Annotated in this window: 15 protein-coding genes; 8 read left to right on the forward strand and 7 right to left on the reverse strand. The window is 39.9% G+C overall.

The genetic code is table 11. From position 1 onward, the window contains the following. Positions 1-2: 2 nt before the first annotated feature. Positions 3-821 carry a type IX secretion system ring subunit PorN/GldN gene (gene porN, locus BM073_RS06625; RefSeq protein ID WP_091652258.1) on the forward strand — a complete coding sequence of 273 codons (819 nt, stop codon included), beginning with the start codon at positions 3-5 and terminating at the stop codon, positions 819-821. A gap of 14 nt (positions 822-835) precedes the next feature. Here the strand turns inward: porN and uvrC are convergent, their stop codons facing one another. From uvrC to porW, 3 genes are all read right to left on the reverse strand, one after another. After that, positions 836-2,641 carry an excinuclease ABC subunit UvrC gene (uvrC, locus tag BM073_RS06630; RefSeq protein WP_091652261.1) on the reverse strand — a complete coding sequence of 602 codons (1,806 nt, stop codon included), beginning with the start codon at positions 2,639-2,641 and terminating at the stop codon, positions 836-838. A gap of 62 nt (positions 2,642-2,703) precedes the next feature. Further along, positions 2,704-5,007 (reverse strand): penicillin-binding protein 1A, encoded by a 2,304-nt coding sequence (locus BM073_RS06635; protein WP_091652265.1) that lies wholly within the window; start codon positions 5,005-5,007, stop codon positions 2,704-2,706. A 2-nt stretch (positions 5,008-5,009) separates the two neighbouring features. After that, positions 5,010-7,631 (reverse strand): type IX secretion system periplasmic lipoprotein PorW/SprE, encoded by a 2,622-nt coding sequence (gene porW / locus BM073_RS06640; RefSeq protein WP_091652267.1) that lies wholly within the window; start codon positions 7,629-7,631, stop codon positions 5,010-5,012. 132 nt (positions 7,632-7,763) lie between these two features. On the opposite strand from porW, the gene BM073_RS06645 reads away from it, so the two are divergent. The 7 genes from BM073_RS06645 (at position 7,764) to atpG (ending at position 13,658) form a co-directional block, all read left to right on the forward strand. Then, complete coding sequence (locus BM073_RS06645) at positions 7,764-8,003, forward strand: AtpZ/AtpI family protein (RefSeq protein WP_091652271.1); 240 nt, start codon at positions 7,764-7,766, stop codon at positions 8,001-8,003. A 649-nt stretch (positions 8,004-8,652) separates the two neighbouring features. After that, complete coding sequence (gene atpB, locus BM073_RS06655) at positions 8,653-9,681, forward strand: F0F1 ATP synthase subunit A (protein WP_091652277.1); 1,029 nt, start codon at positions 8,653-8,655, stop codon at positions 9,679-9,681. Between the two features lie 37 nt (positions 9,682-9,718). Further along, complete coding sequence (gene atpE / locus BM073_RS06660; RefSeq protein ID WP_026947636.1) at positions 9,719-9,976, forward strand: ATP synthase F0 subunit C; 258 nt, start codon at positions 9,719-9,721, stop codon at positions 9,974-9,976. Positions 9,977-10,057: 81 nt separating this feature from the next. After that, positions 10,058-10,552 carry a F0F1 ATP synthase subunit B gene (locus tag BM073_RS06665; protein ID WP_091652280.1) on the forward strand — a complete coding sequence of 165 codons (495 nt, stop codon included), beginning with the start codon at positions 10,058-10,060 and terminating at the stop codon, positions 10,550-10,552. 9 nt (positions 10,553-10,561) lie between these two features. Next, the gene (atpH, locus tag BM073_RS06670) at positions 10,562-11,122 is read left to right on the forward strand and encodes an ATP synthase F1 subunit delta (protein WP_091652283.1); all 561 of its coding nucleotides are present in this window, start codon (positions 10,562-10,564) and stop codon (positions 11,120-11,122) included. Between the two features lie 26 nt (positions 11,123-11,148). Further along, on the forward strand, positions 11,149-12,726 hold the full coding sequence (atpA, locus tag BM073_RS06675; protein ID WP_091652284.1) for a F0F1 ATP synthase subunit alpha: 1,578 nt from the start codon (positions 11,149-11,151) through the stop codon (positions 12,724-12,726). 59 nt (positions 12,727-12,785) lie between these two features. Further along, the gene (atpG, locus tag BM073_RS06680) at positions 12,786-13,658 is read left to right on the forward strand and encodes an ATP synthase F1 subunit gamma (protein ID WP_091652287.1); all 873 of its coding nucleotides are present in this window, start codon (positions 12,786-12,788) and stop codon (positions 13,656-13,658) included. 49 nt (positions 13,659-13,707) lie between these two features. Here the strand turns inward: atpG and BM073_RS06685 are convergent, their stop codons facing one another. The 4 genes from BM073_RS06685 to BM073_RS06700 all read right to left on the reverse strand — a co-directional run bounded on the left by BM073_RS06685 (position 13,708) and on the right by BM073_RS06700 (position 18,159). After that, positions 13,708-14,094, reverse strand: a complete 387-nt coding sequence (locus BM073_RS06685; protein ID WP_091652288.1) for a DoxX family protein — start codon at positions 14,092-14,094, stop codon at positions 13,708-13,710. 127 nt (positions 14,095-14,221) lie between these two features. Continuing rightward, the gene (locus tag BM073_RS06690; protein ID WP_091652291.1) at positions 14,222-15,469 is read right to left on the reverse strand and encodes an NAD(P)/FAD-dependent oxidoreductase; all 1,248 of its coding nucleotides are present in this window, start codon (positions 15,467-15,469) and stop codon (positions 14,222-14,224) included. A gap of 75 nt (positions 15,470-15,544) precedes the next feature. Next, positions 15,545-16,546 carry a 4-hydroxyproline epimerase gene (locus BM073_RS06695; RefSeq protein WP_091652292.1) on the reverse strand — a complete coding sequence of 334 codons (1,002 nt, stop codon included), beginning with the start codon at positions 16,544-16,546 and terminating at the stop codon, positions 15,545-15,547. Between the two features lie 167 nt (positions 16,547-16,713). Next, a complete protein-coding gene (locus tag BM073_RS06700; protein WP_091652295.1) occupies positions 16,714-18,159 on the reverse strand; it encodes an aldehyde dehydrogenase (NADP(+)) in 1,446 nt (481 codons plus the stop codon). Positions 18,160-18,244: the final 85 nt, after the last annotated feature.

Here is an 18,244-nt window from a genome sequence, read left to right on the forward strand (position 1 = left end):
TTATGAAAAAGTTTCTTCAAAATTTATTCTTATCCGTACTCGTGGCTGGTGGCTTAGCCCCTTTGACGAGTGAAGCCCAAGTTGCGGCTACTAGCGTGAGTCCATCTGGATACGGTGATAGACAATTTGCTATTGATACCGTTTTCTCTGCCAAAAGGATTAGAGAGGACGATAAAATGTACCAAATTGGTGTCTGGAGAAGAATCGATTTGCGGGAAAAATACAACCTTTCTCTTTATGGTTCTGGTGATGCCAAGACTAATGGTATCATGAGCTATATCTATAAAGCTGTTGTGGATGAAAATGCTTTGGAAGTTTTTGCTGACGAGGACTTTACCCGTCCATTATCAATTGCTGAATTCCAAGAGAATTTCTGGTTGAATGCAACTGGAGATAGTATTTTCGTTAAACAATTGTATTATCTGGATTTTAAGGAAGATTTCGTATTCGATAAGCATCATTCGGATATGGTTTTTGACATTAAATTCATTCATTTGGTTATGCCTTCAGCTACCAATTCCAATGCAGGTCAAGAAACCATAGGCTATATCCGCTACAAAGATTTCTATAACTACTTTAAAGATCATCCGGAAGCCCGATGGCTTAATTACCAGAACATATCTAAAAGTTTGACTTATGATGAAGCTTTTGAAAGTAGACTCTTTAGGTCGGTAGTGAGAAGGTTCACAAATCCTGATGAAGCTTTAATTGCTGATATGGTTAGGGCAGATCATCCGAACCCTGACATGAAAGCATACATGGATGCATTAGCATTCGAATACAAACTACTAGAATTTGAAAACTCCCTTTGGGAGTGGTAAAATAAAAAGGGGCTTTAGGCCCCTTTATTTTTTTCTTTCCATTCAATCAAAGCTTTTGCCCTGCTTGATCCAATAATTTCGGTTAGCTCTTCCTCGCTGGCCTGACTAATCTTTTTTACGGATTTGAAATGACTCAAAAGCCTATTCGCAGTAGATTCTCCAATTCCAGGTATTGCCGTTAATTGAGTTCCAAAAGCATTTTTGCTGCGAACCTTTCTATGGAAGGTAATTGCAAACCTGTGAGCTTCATCTCTTATTCTTTGTAGCAATCTTAAACTTTCTGATTTTTTATCAATATGGATAGGGTAGGAATCTCCCGGGAAATAGATTTCTTCGAGGCGTTTGGCGATCCCGATGATGGGCATTTTACCATATATTCCTAAATCCTGAAGTGCTTCAACCGCTGAAGAAAGCTGTCCTTTTCCTCCATCGATCACAATTAACTTAGGAAGAGTCTTTTCTTCTTCCATCAGTCTTTTATACCTTCTTGTCACGATCTCCTTCATGCTGGCAAAATCGTTAGGCCCTTCCACTGTCTTGATGTGATAATGTCTGTATTCCTTTACAGCAGGCTTTCCGTTTAAAAAACAAACCATACTTGCCACAGGACTGGTGCCTTGAATATTGGAGTTGTCAAAGCATTCTATATGGTCAGGAATCTCGGGTAAACTCAAATCTTGCTGCAATTGGCGGATAACCCTGTCCTTTTTATCTTGATTTAATCCTTGAAGTAAAGCCTTCTCTTTTTTATAAAATAGTGCATTCTTGGTTGACAGTTCTATCAGTTTCTTCTTATCACCAATTTTGGGCATGGTTAGATTAAGACCTTCTATTGGCTCTGTGATATCTATGTTTACCAATACCTCCTCAGCGTCGCTATTAAACTGGTCTTGTAACCTGATTAAAGCTGCTATCAGTAATTCCTCGTTGCTTTCATCCAGCTTCTTTTTTAATTCCACATTTTTGGAAACAATCAAAGAACCATTTTTGACGCGCATGTAATTGACATAGGCGTATTTTTCATCTGAAACCAAAGTACAGACATCATGATTGGAAATACTTGGATTAGCCACAAGAGATTTGGCCTGATATTTTTCTAAAAGATCCAGCTTTTCCTTCATTCTGTGGGCCTTTTCGAACTCTAAGCTTTCTGCGAAGGCTTGCATCTCCTGTTTGAAATAGCTTTTAGCTATTCCCAAGTTACCTTTCAATATATGTTTTGCCTGCTCCAAGTCCTTCAAGTAATTTGCCTCTGCCTGCTTTCCTACACAAGGACCTTGGCAGTTGCCAATATGGTATTCCAGACAAACCTTATACTTTCCTTCATCAATTTTGTAAGGAGATAAGTCAAGTTTGCAGGTTCTGATAGTAAAAAGCTCCCTGATCAGATCCAGCACATTATTCATTGCCTTGACACTGGCAAAAGGTCCAAAGTATGTTCCTCTTTTTGGGATTAATTTTCTGGTGGGGAATATTCTGGGAAAATGCTCTTTGGTGATCAGTAAATAAGGATAAGTTTTATCATCTCTGAGTAAGATGTTATACTTAGGCTGAGATTTCTTGATTAGGTTATTTTCCAACAAGAGCGCGTCAAATTCAGAATTCACCAGGGTGATTTCGATTTTCCGAATCTCTTTGACCATTCTTCTGGTCTTGAGGTTCACTCCTGTATTTTTATTGAAATAGCTGCTTACTCTTTTTTTAAGGCTTTTTGCTTTTCCAACATAAATCAGATCTCCACTTTCATTGAAGTATTTGTATACGCCCGGATGATCGGGTAATTGATTATAAGCTTCCGGTGAATATGAAGATGACTGCATACGGCTAAATTAAAAAAACAGCTCCGAAATGAAGCTGTTTTCAATAATAGAAGATTTTTTACTTAGAAATCGTTCTTTTTCGAATCATAATCAAATTCTACGAATCGCTGGCTTTCCTTTTCGTAGACGTCACAATTGATTTCTATGCTGAGTGGTCTTTCAGGCCTCGGAAATGGGCCTTTGGTATATCCAAGATCTTTGTCTGCATATACTTTCTCCATATATTTCACCCAGATAGGTCTGGCTGTTCGTCCACCTTGACCATCGTACCAGCTTCTGAAGTGGATAGCACGATCATCTCCGCCTGTCCACACCCCTGTTACTAGGTCCTTGCTGATTCCAATGTACCAGCCGTCGGAAGCATTTTGAGTAGTTCCTGTTTTACCGCCTAATTCATTGCCCTCTCTCAAAGACCAAGGAACTCCTTGGCTAGTTCCGGACTCTTCTTCGAAGCCTCCTCTTAGCATATATGTCATCAAATATGCATGTTCCTCACTCATAGCAGGTCTCTTCTTCGGAGTGAATTGGTGAATAACATTTCCATTTTTATCCTCAATTCTATCGATATAGAAAGGAGTGGTATGCTCACCCTGATTGACGAAGGTTCCAAATGCACCCACCATCTCAAAAACAGATACGTCATTTACACCTAAAGCTAAGGCTGGAACTTCTTCCAAATCACTGGTAACGCCTAATCTTCTAGCCGTTTCAATGACTATTTTCGGACTGAGTTTTTTCATCATATATGCAGTCACCGAGTTGACTGATTTGGCCATCGCTTTACGAATGGTCATTCTTTCGTAGGTGAATTTACCATCAGCGTTGGACGGTGACCAAGCTGGCTGGCCTGGAATGTAAACTTCCACAGGTTGATCAATCACTGAATAACATGGGCTGTATCCATTCTCTATTGCAGCAGCGTAGACAAATGGTTTGAAAGTAGAACCTGGCTGTCTCTTTCCTTGCTTTACGTGGTCAAATTTGAAATATTTATGATCAATTCCACCAACCCAAGCTTTAATATGGCCCGTATGTGGATCCATACTTACAAAACCTGTCTGAAGGAATTTCTTATAGTATTTCAATGAGTCCATGGTACTCATCAAAGTGTCTATCTCTCCATCCCAAGAAAATACTCTCATCTTCTTCTTCTCATTGAGCTTGATATTGATGGAGTCCTCATTGTCCTTGTAGCGGAGTTTCAATAGTCTGTAAGCTTCGGTTCGTTTAACAGCATTTTCTATGAAGTTAGGAATCACTCTATTTTCGCTGTCTATCCAAGGGTCACGACTTCCCATTTCCTTATAAAACTTCTGCTGTAATGCAGCCATTTGTTCAGCTACAGCCTCTTCAGCGTATTTCTGCATCCGGCTGTCGATGGTTACATATATTTTCAAGCCATCGCCAAACAAATCATAGGAGGTTCCGTCAGACTTGATATTCTCTTTGGTCCATCGAAGCAAATCTGCTTTCACTACTTCTCTGAAATAAGTAGCTAATCCTTGGTTTTGGTTTTGAACTCTGTAATCCAGTTCAATTGGCATATTTGAAATGGAATCAAATTCATCTTGTGTCAAATGATCATTTTTCACCATTTGATACAAAACAGTATTTCTTCTTCTCAAAGAGTTTTCAGGATTGAAAACTGGGCTGTAATAGGTTGGAGCTTTGAAAAGACCTACCAAGACGGCAGACTCCTGCACATCCAATTCTGCCGGAGTTTTGTTGAAGAATGTTCTTGCGGCAGTTTTGATTCCGTATGCATTTGAACCAAACTCTGAAGTATTCAGATACATGGTCAAAATCTCATTCTTGGTGTATGCCTTTTCCAGTTGAGTAGCTACAATCCATTCTTTGGTTTTGATGATCAACATTCTCAAACCCGGAATAGAACTCAAAAAGCCCTGATTGGCATCAGTTCTGGTTTTAAATAGGTTTTTAGCAGTCTGCTGACTTAAGGTAGAACCACCTCCAGCATCTTGCCCCAAGAGAATTGATTTGACAAAAACCCTAACCATTGCTGTCATATCAATTCCAGAGTGATCTTCGAATCGAACGTCTTCTGTTGAGATGAGGGCATTGACTAGATTGGGAGAAAGCTCATTGAAGCTTACCGGACTTCTGTTTTCCCGGGCATAGGTTCCCAATAGTAGACCGTCAGAAGAATATAATTCTGATGCTACTTCACTTTCTGGGTTTTCCAGTGCTTTAAAATCCGGAAGTGGACCAAATAGCCCTAAGAAATTTACAGAAACCATCCACACGAATAGGATGAATCCGAAAACCATTGCTCCAAAGGCAATCCAGAGGTATTTGATTGTTTTACTTGCCCAAGAAGTTGTCTCGGGCTTGGTGTTTTTACTCATATTTATTGATAATATGCCTCAAAAAAGGCTCTATATTCTTCTAAGTTTTTACTTCTATTCAGAATTTGAAAGTTTTCAATGGAGATAAAGAATGCCTGGTCTTTAAGCTCTTTGCTAAGTTTGGCAGACTCAAAGTTCTCCATAAATTTCAAATAATACTCTTTTGCCTTCTCCGCATTAGTGAATGGACTGATGATATAAATGGCATTTTCTCTATTCATATTCATATTACCAGTCCTCAACCTTGAATTGGAGAAGTTTTTAGCATGGAAATTTTCCAATTCTCCAACCAAACCTACAGCCTTTTCTGCTTCCTCCGGGCTCATGACCAAAACCATGATATGAGTCTGATTTTCATCTAGTTTGAATGGAGAATCCAATAGCTTTTTCTCTGTCGAAACAGAATCCTTCAAGGATAAATTCAAATTAGCAGAGTCCAGAGCGGTACTGTCTGCCTGATTTAATGAAGCCAAATCTTCTTTCGGCAAGAGTGGCTTGAGCATATTTCTTGCCAATTCTACCAAGCCCGCATCTTTTGTGTTTTCTATATAAGCCTCCAGCCTTTCCTTGAATCTTTCACGGCTTTCAACTTTTCCGGAAATCATGATATCCAAGAGCAATAATCGTTCTGTATTTCTTGTTAATGGATATTCTTCCAAAGTTGATCGGATAATTCTTCTACTTTCTCCGAAGTTACCGTTGTAGTATAAATCATAGGCCTGCTCGTAATTTTTTGAAGATTGGAGATAGGCTATATTTCCTGAAGCTGCTTCTGGATTATTTACTGAATAGGTGTACTGTGAATCAGGATACTCCCGATTTAATCGGCCTACATACTGCTGAAAGTTTCCTCCTCTTTCTTTTTGTGCCAAATACAAAAGGTAATATGCTTCCGGCTTTTTGGAGCTGTTAGGATACTCTCGTACCAGTACTTCCAAGTTGTCAATGGATCTCTCTATTTCTTTCAAATCAAAATAAAGAACCTTGCCCAATTCAAAATAAGATTCCTCCAATTCCTGATTTAATGATTTTCTGTCTTCAGCAGTCTGAGGTATCTGAGCTAACAGAGTTTCTATATCAGGTAATTGATTTAGGGGATTGTTTTCATCAGTAGTGGCGGTGGAATCTACTGTTGCCTGTGGATTATTGCCGGTATTTCCCTGAAAATTAACTGCACTTCTTCTCCAATTATCCTGAAGAGGACGATTACCCCAGGTTCTGTAAAAGGTAATTGCTCCTTGCTGCATCGCAACTGCATTATCGAAATAGAAAGAAGAACCAGAGCCCCTGTCTGCAAAAGCTAAGAGATTATCAAAAATCCCTGAATTTTTGGGTTTTTCTTTGGCCTTTGCTTCGGCTAGAAGCCTTTCCTCTTCAGATTTGATAAATTGGTTTGCAACAGCAGTCTGTTCCTCTTTGCTGAGAGAACTCAAAAACAAAAGGCTATCATTTTGTTGAATTCTCTCCACATGAAAGACATATTGATCCAAAGTTTCTTTTTGTTGTGCAATTTGAGCAGCGCTTGGATCTGAGGCTTTGATAAAAGTTAAGGCACTATCCAAGTAATACTTTGTGGCTCTGTAATCTTTGAATTCATTGAAATTTATGTCTGCCAGCTTTTGGTAAATGTACCCTTTCAACCTTGGGTTGCTACCTGGCTCTTTTGCGGCTTGGTGTAGTAGACTTACAGTTAAAGGAATATCACCCTGTTTTTCTTCAAATAGAGCCCTTTCGTAAACCACTACATCTTTGAGATCTTTATTTTTTTGATCTGCATATAAGGACTCGTAGTAATTCCGAACTTTTCTCAAATCCTTGGAAGCATTCAACTCAGCCACTTGCTGAGCATATAGTTGGGCAAAGAAACTTCTTTCATAGGGGGGATTTCCCTCCTGAGCTTTCTTGTAATAATCAAAAGCCAAGGCATCCAAACCTTCTCTTTGATATAATTGAGCTAGAATAAAATTAATTCGGGAGGTTTCTTTTTTGTCTTGCGCATATTCGGTGGCTTTATCTAATGCTCCGATCACTCCACTTCTATCCCTTCTTTTTTCGTAATAATAGGCCAGAGTCCTGTAAAGCTCATACCGATTTTCCTCATTGATTTTAGACTCTTTGGACAAATAATCTATAGTAAAATTGGCGTCCTCAAATTGATTCAAATCCACATATAGTCTAAGGAGGTTAATCAATGCCTTATGTCTGAGGTCCCTGTCCTTGCTTTTGACATTGACGTATTTGAAAGCATTTTTTGCATCATCAGATTGAGCCTCCAGATAATCTACTTTTCCGATTAAATAGTAGCTATCATCTACCCATTTGGATATTCTATGCCATTCAATTGCCTTGGATGCCAATTCCCTTGCTGACTCCAATTTTTCATTGGAAGATTGGATAGTCGCAGAATCGATAGGAATAAATACCGGTAAAACCTGAGTGTAGTCTTCTTTATAGTTGCTTTTTACTTCTTTCAGCACTTCATTGATCTTGACATCTGCTAGATAATAAGCATTGTAATGAGATGTGAGATTGTGAAAAGCCCGGTTGGTGAAGGTATTCCTCTCTGAAGAGCAGGAACCTAAAAAAATTGAACAAATAAATATGAGCCGGGATGTAAGCCGCATGAATAAATACAAAGATTTGTGATACCAAAATAGCTCTTTTGTGCTACATAGCGAACGAAATAGGCATTCAAATATTTCAATTCACTGAATACCAGAGAAAAGGTATCGGATTATTTTACTTTATTTAAGAATATGGAGCAACCTGAGAATCCAAAAAAGGAGAGAAAAGCATGGAATGACAGCAATTCCTTTGTCAAATATATTGGTTTATCCTTTCAATTATTTGGTGTGATAGGAGCGGGAACCTGGTTTGGTTGGTGGCTGCAGCAAAAAAGTGACATGAAGTTTCCTGTGTGGATACTGTTGTTTTCTTTTTTATCGGTTTTTGTGGCTTTTTATCAGCTTTGGGTGTCGATGAAACAAGACAAGTGAATTCAGAAAACTAAAATCAAAAGTCTGAAATCTAAAATCAGAAGTCTTAAAAACAAGTAATAGCGAGGGCTTTGCTATAAGGTTTGATTTTCCTGGAAGTAAAATGCCCAAAGCAATTCAAGGGTTAGAAAGTTTGAAGTATAAAGTCAGAAAGCTGAAATTCTAAGGACAGAAATTTGAAAGGAGGCTCTTCAATAAACCATCATCCAAATAAAATTTGGTACTTTTGTAAAAAATTAATTCACCATGACTTTACCAAAAAATATGCATCTCCGCTTCTTTATCCTTTCGGGGATTTTGGCAGGATTGATCTTGATTTTACAGGTTTTGGTACCACAGATTATCCACTCTCATATCTGGCATATTTATTTTTTCCTTCTAATTATCTCCTTTTTTATCAATGTTTTAAACGCTTTTTTACTCAAATCATTTTCTGAAAATTTCTTTCAAATATCCGTTTTAGCAATGATTCTGAGATTAATTGGCTCTTTGGTGTTCGTTGGGATCGAAGTTTGGCCCGGAATGGAGAATATAATTTTGTTTATAGGAGATTTCTTTGTGATTTTTTTGTTCTACTTAGTTTTTGATATCTACGCCTTTCTATCTAACTTGCGCCCGATTTCAAAGTAGCCCTCAAATTAAAGAGTTGATGACGCGCAAACTACTGGCCCTAAGTATTTTATTATCAGCATTTTTGCTGGGATTTTCTAACCCCACTTTCGCAGCCGGATCAGAGGAAGACAAGACGAGCTTCATCATGCATCACGTGAAAGACTCGCATGAGTGGCATTTTGCGACCTTTGGTCACACGCATGTGACCCTGCCTTTGCCTGTAATTGTCTATTCCGGAGACAGAGGTTTGGAGGTTTTTATGTCCTCCAATTTCCAAAATCACGAAACCCATGAATTTGGAAAAGAATATGCCCACGAAGGATATTACATTGACGAGCATGATCATTTGGGTAGAGTAGATGAAGGTAGCTTCGTTGAGTTATCCATTACGAAAAATGTGGTCATGATGTTTATCGTCATGTTCATTTTGGCATGGATTGCGCTTTCCGCAGCTGGACACTACAAGAAAAACGGAGCTGTAGCCCCTAAAGGTGCGGCTGCATTGATTGAGCCTATCGTGATTTTTGTGAGAGATGAGATTGCAAAAAATTCGATTGGTCCCAAATACAAAAAGTTTGTTCCTTACCTAATCACACTTTTCTTATTCATTTGGTTTGGTAACCTATTGGGTCTTCTTCCTGGTGCTGCTAACCTAACTGGTAATATTGCTGTGACTTGCACCTTGGCGGTTTTGACCTTCATCATCACTAACGTGAATGGAAATAAGGATTATTGGAAACACGTATTTGCAACACCTGGAGTTCCAATTCCAATGTTGTTGATCATTGTTCCGGTAGAAATCATCGGTTTGTTTACCAAGCCATTTGCATTGATGGTCCGATTGTTTGTTGCAATCACTGCTGGACACATTGTAATCCTAGGTTTTATTGCCTTGGCATTCATCTTTGAATCTTACACTATTGGGGTAGTAAGTACCTTGATGGTCACATTTATCAATATTATCGAATTGCTGGTTGCTACAATTCAGGCGTATGTATTTACACTATTTACAGCGATGTACATAGGTGGTGCGGTAGCTGAGCACGCGCATGACGATCATCATTAAATAGGAATTTCTTTGTTCAATTTATAAATCTACAATTATGTTAATGTCTATCTTATTGACTGCTGGTTATGCTCTAATGGGAGCTGGAATCGGTGCTGGTATTGTTGCGATTGGCGCAGGACTTGGTATCGGTCGTATCGGTGGTCAGGCAATGGAATCTATTGCTCGTCAGCCAGAAGCTGCTGGTAAGATCCAAGGTGCTATGTTGATCATTGCAGCCTTGATCGAGGTGGTTTCCCTGTTCGCAGCGGTAATCTGTTTGTTGATCGCGTTGAATATCGCGGGCATCAGCTAATCAAAAATTGAAAAGGGTCTGGCTTCGTGCCATTCCCTTTTCTTTCTGTTTCATTGAACAATCTGAAATAAATCATACATCATGGATTTGATAACCCCAGGTTCCGGTCTTATTTTCTGGCAGCTATTAGGCTTCCTAGGTTTGCTTTTTATCTTGATCAAATTTGCTTGGAAGCCTATGCTTGCAGCTTTGGAAGAAAGAGAAAGCAGCATTGAAAATGCATTGAAAGCAGCTGAAACTGCTAGAAATGAAATGGCTAATCTCAAAGCTGAAAATGAGAAGCTATTGGCAGAAGCAAGATTGGAAAGAGATGTCATCTTGAAAAAAGCTCAGGATGCTTCCAATAAAATGATTGAAGACGCTAAGGTCGAGGCCAGCAAGCAGGGAGCTCAAATGATCGAAAATGCGAAAGCAGTTATCGAGACTGAGAAGAAAGCTGCTTTAGCTGAGGTGAAAACTCAAGTAGCTGTCTTGACCCTTGAAGTAACAGAGAAATTATTGAGAAAGAATTTGTCAGATGAGAAAGCTCAGAAAGAGTTGGTTGACGAATTCATCAAAGATTTGAAGCTAAACTAAGATCCTCCCATGTCAAACCAAAGAGTAGCATCCCGCTATGCCAAGTCCATTTTGGAACTAGCCCTTGAAAAAGGTCAGTTGGAAGAAGTTCATGAGGATTTCCAGAAGCTTACTACTATTGCCAATGGTAATAGAGATCTGAGCTTATTGCTGAAAAACCCAATCATCAATTCTGAAAAGAAATTGAAGGTTTTGAAAGCACTTTTTGCTAAAGGAGCTCAGGAAATGACCCTGACTTTCTTTGAAATTGTTTCCAGAAAAAACAGAGAAGAAATTCTGATAGACGTTGCTAAAGAATTTGAGATTCAATACAACGTTCATAAATCTATTCAGGTAGCTGAATTGACTACTACTTTCCCGATAGATGAGAAAATGCGCAAAGAATTTATTGCCATTGTTAAAGAAATTTCCGGAAAGGACTCAGTACAGCTGGTTGAAAAAATCAATCCTGCGATGATCGGAGGATATGTATTAAAAGTGAATGACCGTCAATTGGATGAGTCATTAAGCAGTAAACTGAGAGTATTGAAAAATCAGTTTAGTGAAAATCATTACGAAAGTAAAATCTAATCCAAAAGCATTAATCAATCTATATCATGGCAGAAGTAAGACCAGATGAAGTTTCGGCAATCTTGAGAGAACAACTCTCCGGAGCCAGAACAGAGGCCGAACTCGAAGAAGTGGGTACAGTCCTTCAAGTAGGGGACGGTGTAGCTCGTATCTATGGACTTTCTAAGGCTCAGGCCGGTGAATTGCTGGAATTCGACAATGGTCTGAAAGCAATGGTACTGAACCTAGAAGAGGACAACGTAGGTGCGGTATTGTTCGGTGACTCTAAAGAGATCAAGGAAGGTGATACTGTAAAACGTACCAAGAAAATTGCCTCTATCCAAGTTGGTGAAGGTATGTTGGGCCGAGTAGTGGATACTTTGGGTAACCCAATTGATGGTAAAGGACCAATCGCAGGTGATTTGTATGAAATGCCTTTGGAGCGTAAAGCACCAGGTGTAATCTACAGACAGCCGGTAACTGAGCCTCTTCAAACTGGTATTAAATCTATCGATGCCATGATTCCTATCGGAAGAGGGCAGCGTGAATTAGTTATCGGTGACCGTCAGACTGGAAAGACTGCCGTAGTTATTGATGCTATCATCAACCAAAAAGAATTTTACGATAAAGGAGAGCCTGTTTTCTGTATCTATGTTGCTATCGGTCAGAAAGCTTCTACCGTTGCAAACGTAGTAGCAGCTTTGGAAAAAGGTGGAGCTCTTCCATATACAGTAATTGTTTCTGCATCTGCTGCTGACCCAGCTCCGATGCAATTCTTTGCTCCATTTACTGGTGCAGCGATCGGTGAATTCTTCCGTGATACCGGAAGGCCTGCATTGGTTGTTTATGATGACTTGTCTAAGCAGGCTGTTGCATACCGTGAAGTTTCCCTATTGTTAAGAAGACCTCCGGGACGTGAAGCATATCCAGGTGACGTATTCTATTTGCACTCCAGATTATTGGAAAGAGCAGCTAAGATCAATAAGTCTGATACAATTGCTCAGCAAATGAACGATCTTCCTGAGTCTATCAAACCTTTGGTAAAAGGTGGAGGTTCTTTGACAGCCTTGCCAATTATCGAAACACAAGCCGGTGACGTTTCTGCTTACATCCCGACTAACGTAATTTCCATTACTGACGGTCAGATTTTCTTGGAGACTAACTTGTTCAACTCCGGTATCAGACCTGCAATTAACGTAGGTATCTCTGTATCCCGAGTAGGTGGTAATGCACAGATCAAGTCCATGAAAAAAGTAGCTGGTACTTTGAAATTGGATCAAGCGCAGTTCCGTGAATTGGAAGCATTCTCCAAGTTCGGTTCTGATTTGGATGCAACTACCAAGAGAACAATCGAAAGAGGTAGAAGAAACCAAGAGATCTTGAAGCAGCCTCAGTACTCTCCAGTGTCTGTAGCTCATCAGGTAGCTATCATCTATGCTTCTACTAGAGGCTTGATGGATTCTGTTCCTGTAGAGAAAGCAAGAGCATTCGAGAAGGAATTCTATACTTTGTTGGATACTTCTTATCCTGAAGCTTTGCAGTTGATCCTTAAAGGAGATATTGACGGAGCTGGTGAAATTCTAAAGAAAGCAGCTGCAGAATTAGCACCGAAATACGCAAAATAAATCAATTAGCCGGAGGTGAATTCCTCCGGCACTTTATATCCGATTACAATTAAGCACTGATGGCTAACCTTAAGGAAGTAAAGCAGCGAATCACCTCGGTAGTTTCTACTCAGCAGATTACCAAAGCTATGAAAATGGTTTCTGCTGCGAAACTCAGAAGAGCTCAGGACAAAATCGTTCAGATGCGTCCTTATTCTCAGAAGTTGACCAATATTCTCAACAATGTTTCCGCTTCACAAGATGGAGCAGCAGATATTGTTTTTGCTCAAAAGCGGGAAGTAAATAAGGTGTTAATTGTACCTGTAACTTCGGACAAAGGCTTGTGTGGCGCTTTCAATTCCAACGTAATCAAAGCAACCAATGCTGCGATTAAAGGACAATTTGCCGGGAAAGAAATCACCATCTTACCTTTGGGGAAAAAGGCTTACGAGAATTTTAAAAAGCGTGAGTTTTCTGTAATCAGCCAATTCTATCAGGTTTTTACTGATGTTTCTTTTGACAATGTTAGAGCTGCTGCTGAGTTCGCTATGAACGCCTATGTAGCTGGAGACTTTGATCAGGTGGTTTTGGTTTACAATGAATTCAAAAACGTAGCTACTCAAATTATCCGTACTGAACAGTTTTTGCCAATGGCAAAAGAGAATAACGGAGAGGAAAAAGTAGCAGAAACAGATTATATCTTAGAACCATCCAGATCTTATATTATTGAGGAATTGGTTCCTACATCTTTGAAGATTCAATTTTACAAGGCAGTCTTGGAAAGCAATGCTTCCGAGCATGGAGCTAGAATGACTGCTATGGATAAGGCAACTGAAAATGCCGGTGAATTGCTCAAAGAATTGAGATTGATGTATAACAGAACCCGTCAGGCGGCTATTACCAACGAGATCTTGGAGATCGTTGCAGGTGCCAATGCCTTAGGTGGGAAGTAATTACAATAGACCTAATTTCCAGACCACAACTCGTAAGGGTTGTGGTTTTTTATTTTTTCTTGAAAATTGTATCCAAGGAGTACTTTCCTCCCCCGAATGCCAATAAACCTAGAAATACCAGGCAGTATAAAAGTGGAAGCTCTTTCCTTCCAAATGGATCATCCCAATGGGCGTAGAAAGCTGCTGTAAGCATGGTAATCATTAATGGGATACTTGCCAGGCGAACTTTGATACCCAGGATAATCAATGCAGAACAAATCACTTCTGCGAAGATCGCTAGAGCCAAAGAGACGGTTGGACCCAATCCGAAAGGATCTGCAAATTTCACCTCATCAGCCATGATTCTTCCAATTTTGGGAATGCCATGTGTTAGCATCATACCTCCGGCACCAAGACGGATGATTAATAAGACTAAATGATTTTCAATTCCTTTCATTCTTTGGGTTGATTAAATTCAGTTATGAAATAAATTAAATCAGATTAAAAAGAATAAACCGTTTGTAAATTTTTAATAGAAATAGAGTAATTGTTTGTTTGAACAAGAATTTTGGTCACCTGTTCATTTAATTAAACCTTCCCACTTCAAAACCACCGATCTCTATTGAATTGTCTTTTTGTTGATGTAATTCGGCTAAGAGTTTTCCTGTAGCAGGTGCCAATGATATTCCCATCATAGAATGTCCACTTCCCACCAATACATTCGAATAACCAGGGGCAAAACCAATGTAAGGCAATCCATCTGGCGAGCAAGGTCTCAATCCTTTCCAAATATTTTCTGCTTTTGGAAACTTAGCTTGAAAATCTGGATAATAACGATTAATAGATTCAAAAATACCTTTGACTCTATTCATATTGATAGACTGGTTTGTACCTGCTATCTCCATGGTACCCCCAAATCTGATCTGCTCACCATATGGGCTGACCGCTACCTTCATCTCAGTGAGGATACTTGCCTGTTTGATTTCGGGTTTGTTATCTTGAAGAAAAGAATACCCTTTTCCCCCCATCATAGGGAGCGAAAAGTTCAGCATTTTTGCTAACTCACCAGACCAAGATCCTCCGCATAAGAGGATTTTCTCGGCGGGGATAGATCCCTTATCAGTTAGAATATTTGACACTTTTCCTCCTGATTTATCAAAACCTAAAACCTGGGTGGAGGCCAATATCTTTACTCCTTTTTCTTCTAAGTAGGTTTTCAAAAAGCTATACAAAGCACCAGGGTCTAAATGTGCATCTCCGGGAAAAAGAACAGCTCCCTTGGCCTTTACTTCCAAGTTTGGCTCTACATTCCTAATGTCTGATGGTGTCAATACCTCAGCTTCTAAGCCATATTTTCTTGCCAGATGTGCAAATTCCACCTCTTCCTTTTCAACGGCTTCGGTTTGATAAATCATCATCAAGCCTTTTTCCTGTAATGCCAAATGTGCCTCAGGATGCTCATCTTTAAAATTCAGATAAAGCGCCTTACTTAATAAGCTTAGATTTTTCAGAAAAGGGATAGCTTTTTCTACCTGTTTTTGATTGGCAGATTTGAAAAATAACATACACCATTGTAGGAGTTTGTAGTCTAATCTGGGGTGGATATAAAATGGACTCTTGGAGGAAAACATCCAGGAAATTCCCTTTGTAATCATTCCCGGAGCTGCCAATGGGATGATATGGCTCGGAACAATCATTCCTGCATTGCCCGTAGAGCAATTATCTTGAAGGTCGGTGCGATCAATAATAGTTACCTCAATTCCCTCTTTTTGTAGAAAATAAGCGGAAAAGAGTCCCACAATTCCTCCGCCGATGATGATGGTTGGTTTCATAATTAGAAGCTAGAAGCTAGATACAAGAAGCAAGATCGTATAAAGTCTAATTTCTTGGCTCTCGCATCTTGACTCTTAAATGACTTGGAATCCATGTACATAAGGATCATCATCATCCAAAATGATGGTGTTGTATCCATAAACTTTTGCCCAGCCTTCAATACTGGGTACTATGGCTGGTTTTCCAGCAATACTGGTCACCTCTTCAATTCTGCCAATAAACTTGGACCCAATAAAGCTTTCATGAATAAATTCATCTCCAGGTTTCAACCAACCCTTCGCATACCACTGGGCCATTCTGGCTGAAGTTCCAGTGCCGCATGGAGAGCGGTCAATAGCTTTATCTCCATAGAATACCGCATTTCTTGCGGTGCTGCTTTCTTCTAGGGTTTTTCCTGTCCAAAGAACATGAGAAAGCCCCCGGATTCGTTCGTGTTCGGGATGTATAAACTCATAGCGCTCATTCATTTTTTTTCGGAGATTCCTGGCCATTGAGATCAACTGTTCAGCCTTGTAATACTCCAAGCCCTGGAAATTTTCCTGAGGATCAACGATACAGTAAAAATTCCCGCCATAGGCCACATCCACTTTCAATTTCCCCAGTTCTTCAATTTCAACTTCCAAATCTTCCGCTGCCAGATAACTTTTGACATTGGTGAGTTTGACTGACTTCACTTTCTTGCCTTCCTGCTGATATTCGACCAAAACCAAACCGGCAGGAGCTTCCATTCTCAAGAATCCTGGAGTTTTGGGATATATCAACCCCTCTTCTATAGCAATGGTGATCGTTCCTATTGTGCCGTGCCCGCACATAGGGAGGCATCCGGAAGTTTCGATAAAGAGTACCGCCAAATCATTTTCGGGATTATGCGGAGGGAAAAGCATAGAGCCTGACATCATATCATGACCCCTTGGTTCGAACATCAATCCCTTGCGAATCCAGTCGTAATTTTCCAGAAAATATTGTCTTTTTTCCAACATGGAGTTTCCGTGAAGGAAAGGGACTCCACCTGAAACTACCCGGACAGGATTGCCGCAGGTATGGGCATCGATACAGCTGAATGTGTTACGAGACATTAAATGAAATGAAAGGTTTAAAATTATTTTGAAATACGGTGGAAATAAAATTGAAATATTCCCTCCTTCGTCGGGTGAAATATATCATACCAAGATTTCAGAAATACTAATTGAAAAGTATTTCACCCAGCTTGCTTGGCATATTCCCACTGTATTTCTATTGTATCTTATTTTTTATACTCCCCATTCACCATTCTCCAGATTCCCAGAGGATTTCCATCTTTCAATGCATCTGGAAGCAATTCCTGCGGCATGTCCTGGAAAGCAATTGGTCTTGCAAATCGTTTGATGGCATAAGCTCCAACTGAGGTACCTCTAGCGTCTGTAGTGGATGGGTATGGTCCTCCATGCTGCATAGCAAAGCCCACCTCAACTCCAGTTGGAACTCCTTTAAACAACAATCTTCCGCACTTTTCCTCCAGTAAATTCAACAAGAATAGCTGATCTTGTAATTCATGATTTTCAGCCCAAATAGTAATGGTTAATTGACCATGGAGCTGTTTTGCAATTTCGAGTAATTCATCCTGATTTTCATATACCACCATCATGGCGAATGCCCCAAAAACCTCCTTTTGGAAAACCAAATCTTTGAGCCAATCCGAAGCTTTGATCTCAGCTAAGGCAGTACTCCCGTTGATTAAATGTTGAGGATCGGCTACTTTAACCCATCTCAATTCCTCTCTGGATTGTAAGTATTGTATAGAGTCGTAGTAGGCTTGAGCGATTCCAGGATGAAGCATAGGAGCTGAAGCGATATCATTTAATTCATCAGATATTGCCTTCTCAAAAGCTTTTGCTTGAGATTTTGGAACGAATATTAACCCGGGATTAGTGCAAAACTGCCCAACTCCCAAAGTTAGGGAGCCTACAAAAGCTTTTGCCAAAGGTTCCAGCTGATTTGCCAACTTATCCTTAAAACAAAAAATAGGATTAACGGAGCCCATTTCTGCATAAACAGGGATAGGTTCCTCTCTTTGATTAGCTAGATCAAACAAGGCCTTTCCTCCCTTATGTGAACCCGTAAAACCTACAGCCTTGGCCAAAGGATGTTTGACTAATTCCTGACCAATGTCTATTCCTCCTTCCACATGGCTGAAAATCCCGGAAGGAAGGCTTGATTTCAGGATTGCTTGGTGAATACAATCCGCTATTTTTTTGGAAGTTTCTGGATGTGCAGGATGCGCTTTGTAAATAACTGGACAGCCTGCTGCCAGAGCAGATATAGTATCCCCTCCCGCTGTGGAGAAGGCTAAAGGGAAGTTACTTGCCCCGAATACTACCACCGGCCCTAAAGGGCTGAGCATTCTCCTGATATCAGCTTTGGGAAGTGGTTGCCTGTTTGGATCTGCAGGATCCACAGTCGCTTCCAGCCAGGACCCTTCCCTTACCAAACCCGCGAATAGACGAATTTGGCCAACCGTTCTTCCTAATTCACCATTAATTCTACCCTCAGGTAAGTTGGATTCCTCTACGGCCAAGGGTACAATTTCTTCCCTGTTAGCCTCTAGTGTTTCTGCTATAGTATCTAAAAAAGCTGCCTTTTCTTTTCCTGATATATTCTTATAAAACAAAAAGGCCTCTTGGGCGGTGTTGAAAATCTGGTCTAAGTTCATGAGCTTAAAGTATGAATTATGCTAGAAATACCATGGGAATACCCTGAAATATGCTTCAATCGCAAAATAATTTACCCTTGCTAAC

The sequence above is a fragment of the Algoriphagus ornithinivorans genome (assembly GCF_900115305.1).
GTDB classification, from domain to species: Bacteria; Bacteroidota; Bacteroidia; order Cytophagales; family Cyclobacteriaceae; genus Algoriphagus; species Algoriphagus ornithinivorans.

Coding starts and splice junctions, on each gene's coding strand:
- porN (WP_091652258.1), top strand. CDS start 3: ATGAAAAAGTTTCTTCAAAATTTATTCTTATCCGTACTCGTGGCTGGT.
- uvrC (WP_091652261.1), bottom strand. CDS start 2,641: ATGCAGTCATCTTCATATTCACCGGAAGCTTATAATCAATTACCCGAT.
- BM073_RS06635 (WP_091652265.1), bottom strand. CDS start 5,007: ATGAGTAAAAACACCAAGCCCGAGACAACTTCTTGGGCAAGTAAAACA.
- porW (WP_091652267.1), bottom strand. CDS start 7,631: ATGCGGCTTACATCCCGGCTCATATTTATTTGTTCAATTTTTTTAGGT.
- BM073_RS06645 (WP_091652271.1), top strand. CDS start 7,764: ATGGAGCAACCTGAGAATCCAAAAAAGGAGAGAAAAGCATGGAATGAC.
- atpB (WP_091652277.1), top strand. CDS start 8,653: ATGACGCGCAAACTACTGGCCCTAAGTATTTTATTATCAGCATTTTTG.
- atpE (WP_026947636.1), top strand. CDS start 9,719: ATGTTAATGTCTATCTTATTGACTGCTGGTTATGCTCTAATGGGAGCT.
- BM073_RS06665 (WP_091652280.1), top strand. CDS start 10,058: ATGGATTTGATAACCCCAGGTTCCGGTCTTATTTTCTGGCAGCTATTA.
- atpH (WP_091652283.1), top strand. CDS start 10,562: ATGTCAAACCAAAGAGTAGCATCCCGCTATGCCAAGTCCATTTTGGAA.
- atpA (WP_091652284.1), top strand. CDS start 11,149: ATGGCAGAAGTAAGACCAGATGAAGTTTCGGCAATCTTGAGAGAACAA.
- atpG (WP_091652287.1), top strand. CDS start 12,786: ATGGCTAACCTTAAGGAAGTAAAGCAGCGAATCACCTCGGTAGTTTCT.
- BM073_RS06685 (WP_091652288.1), bottom strand. CDS start 14,094: ATGAAAGGAATTGAAAATCATTTAGTCTTATTAATCATCCGTCTTGGT.
- BM073_RS06690 (WP_091652291.1), bottom strand. CDS start 15,469: ATGAAACCAACCATCATCATCGGCGGAGGAATTGTGGGACTCTTTTCC.
- BM073_RS06695 (WP_091652292.1), bottom strand. CDS start 16,546: ATGTCTCGTAACACATTCAGCTGTATCGATGCCCATACCTGCGGCAAT.
- BM073_RS06700 (WP_091652295.1), bottom strand. CDS start 18,159: ATGAACTTAGACCAGATTTTCAACACCGCCCAAGAGGCCTTTTTGTTT.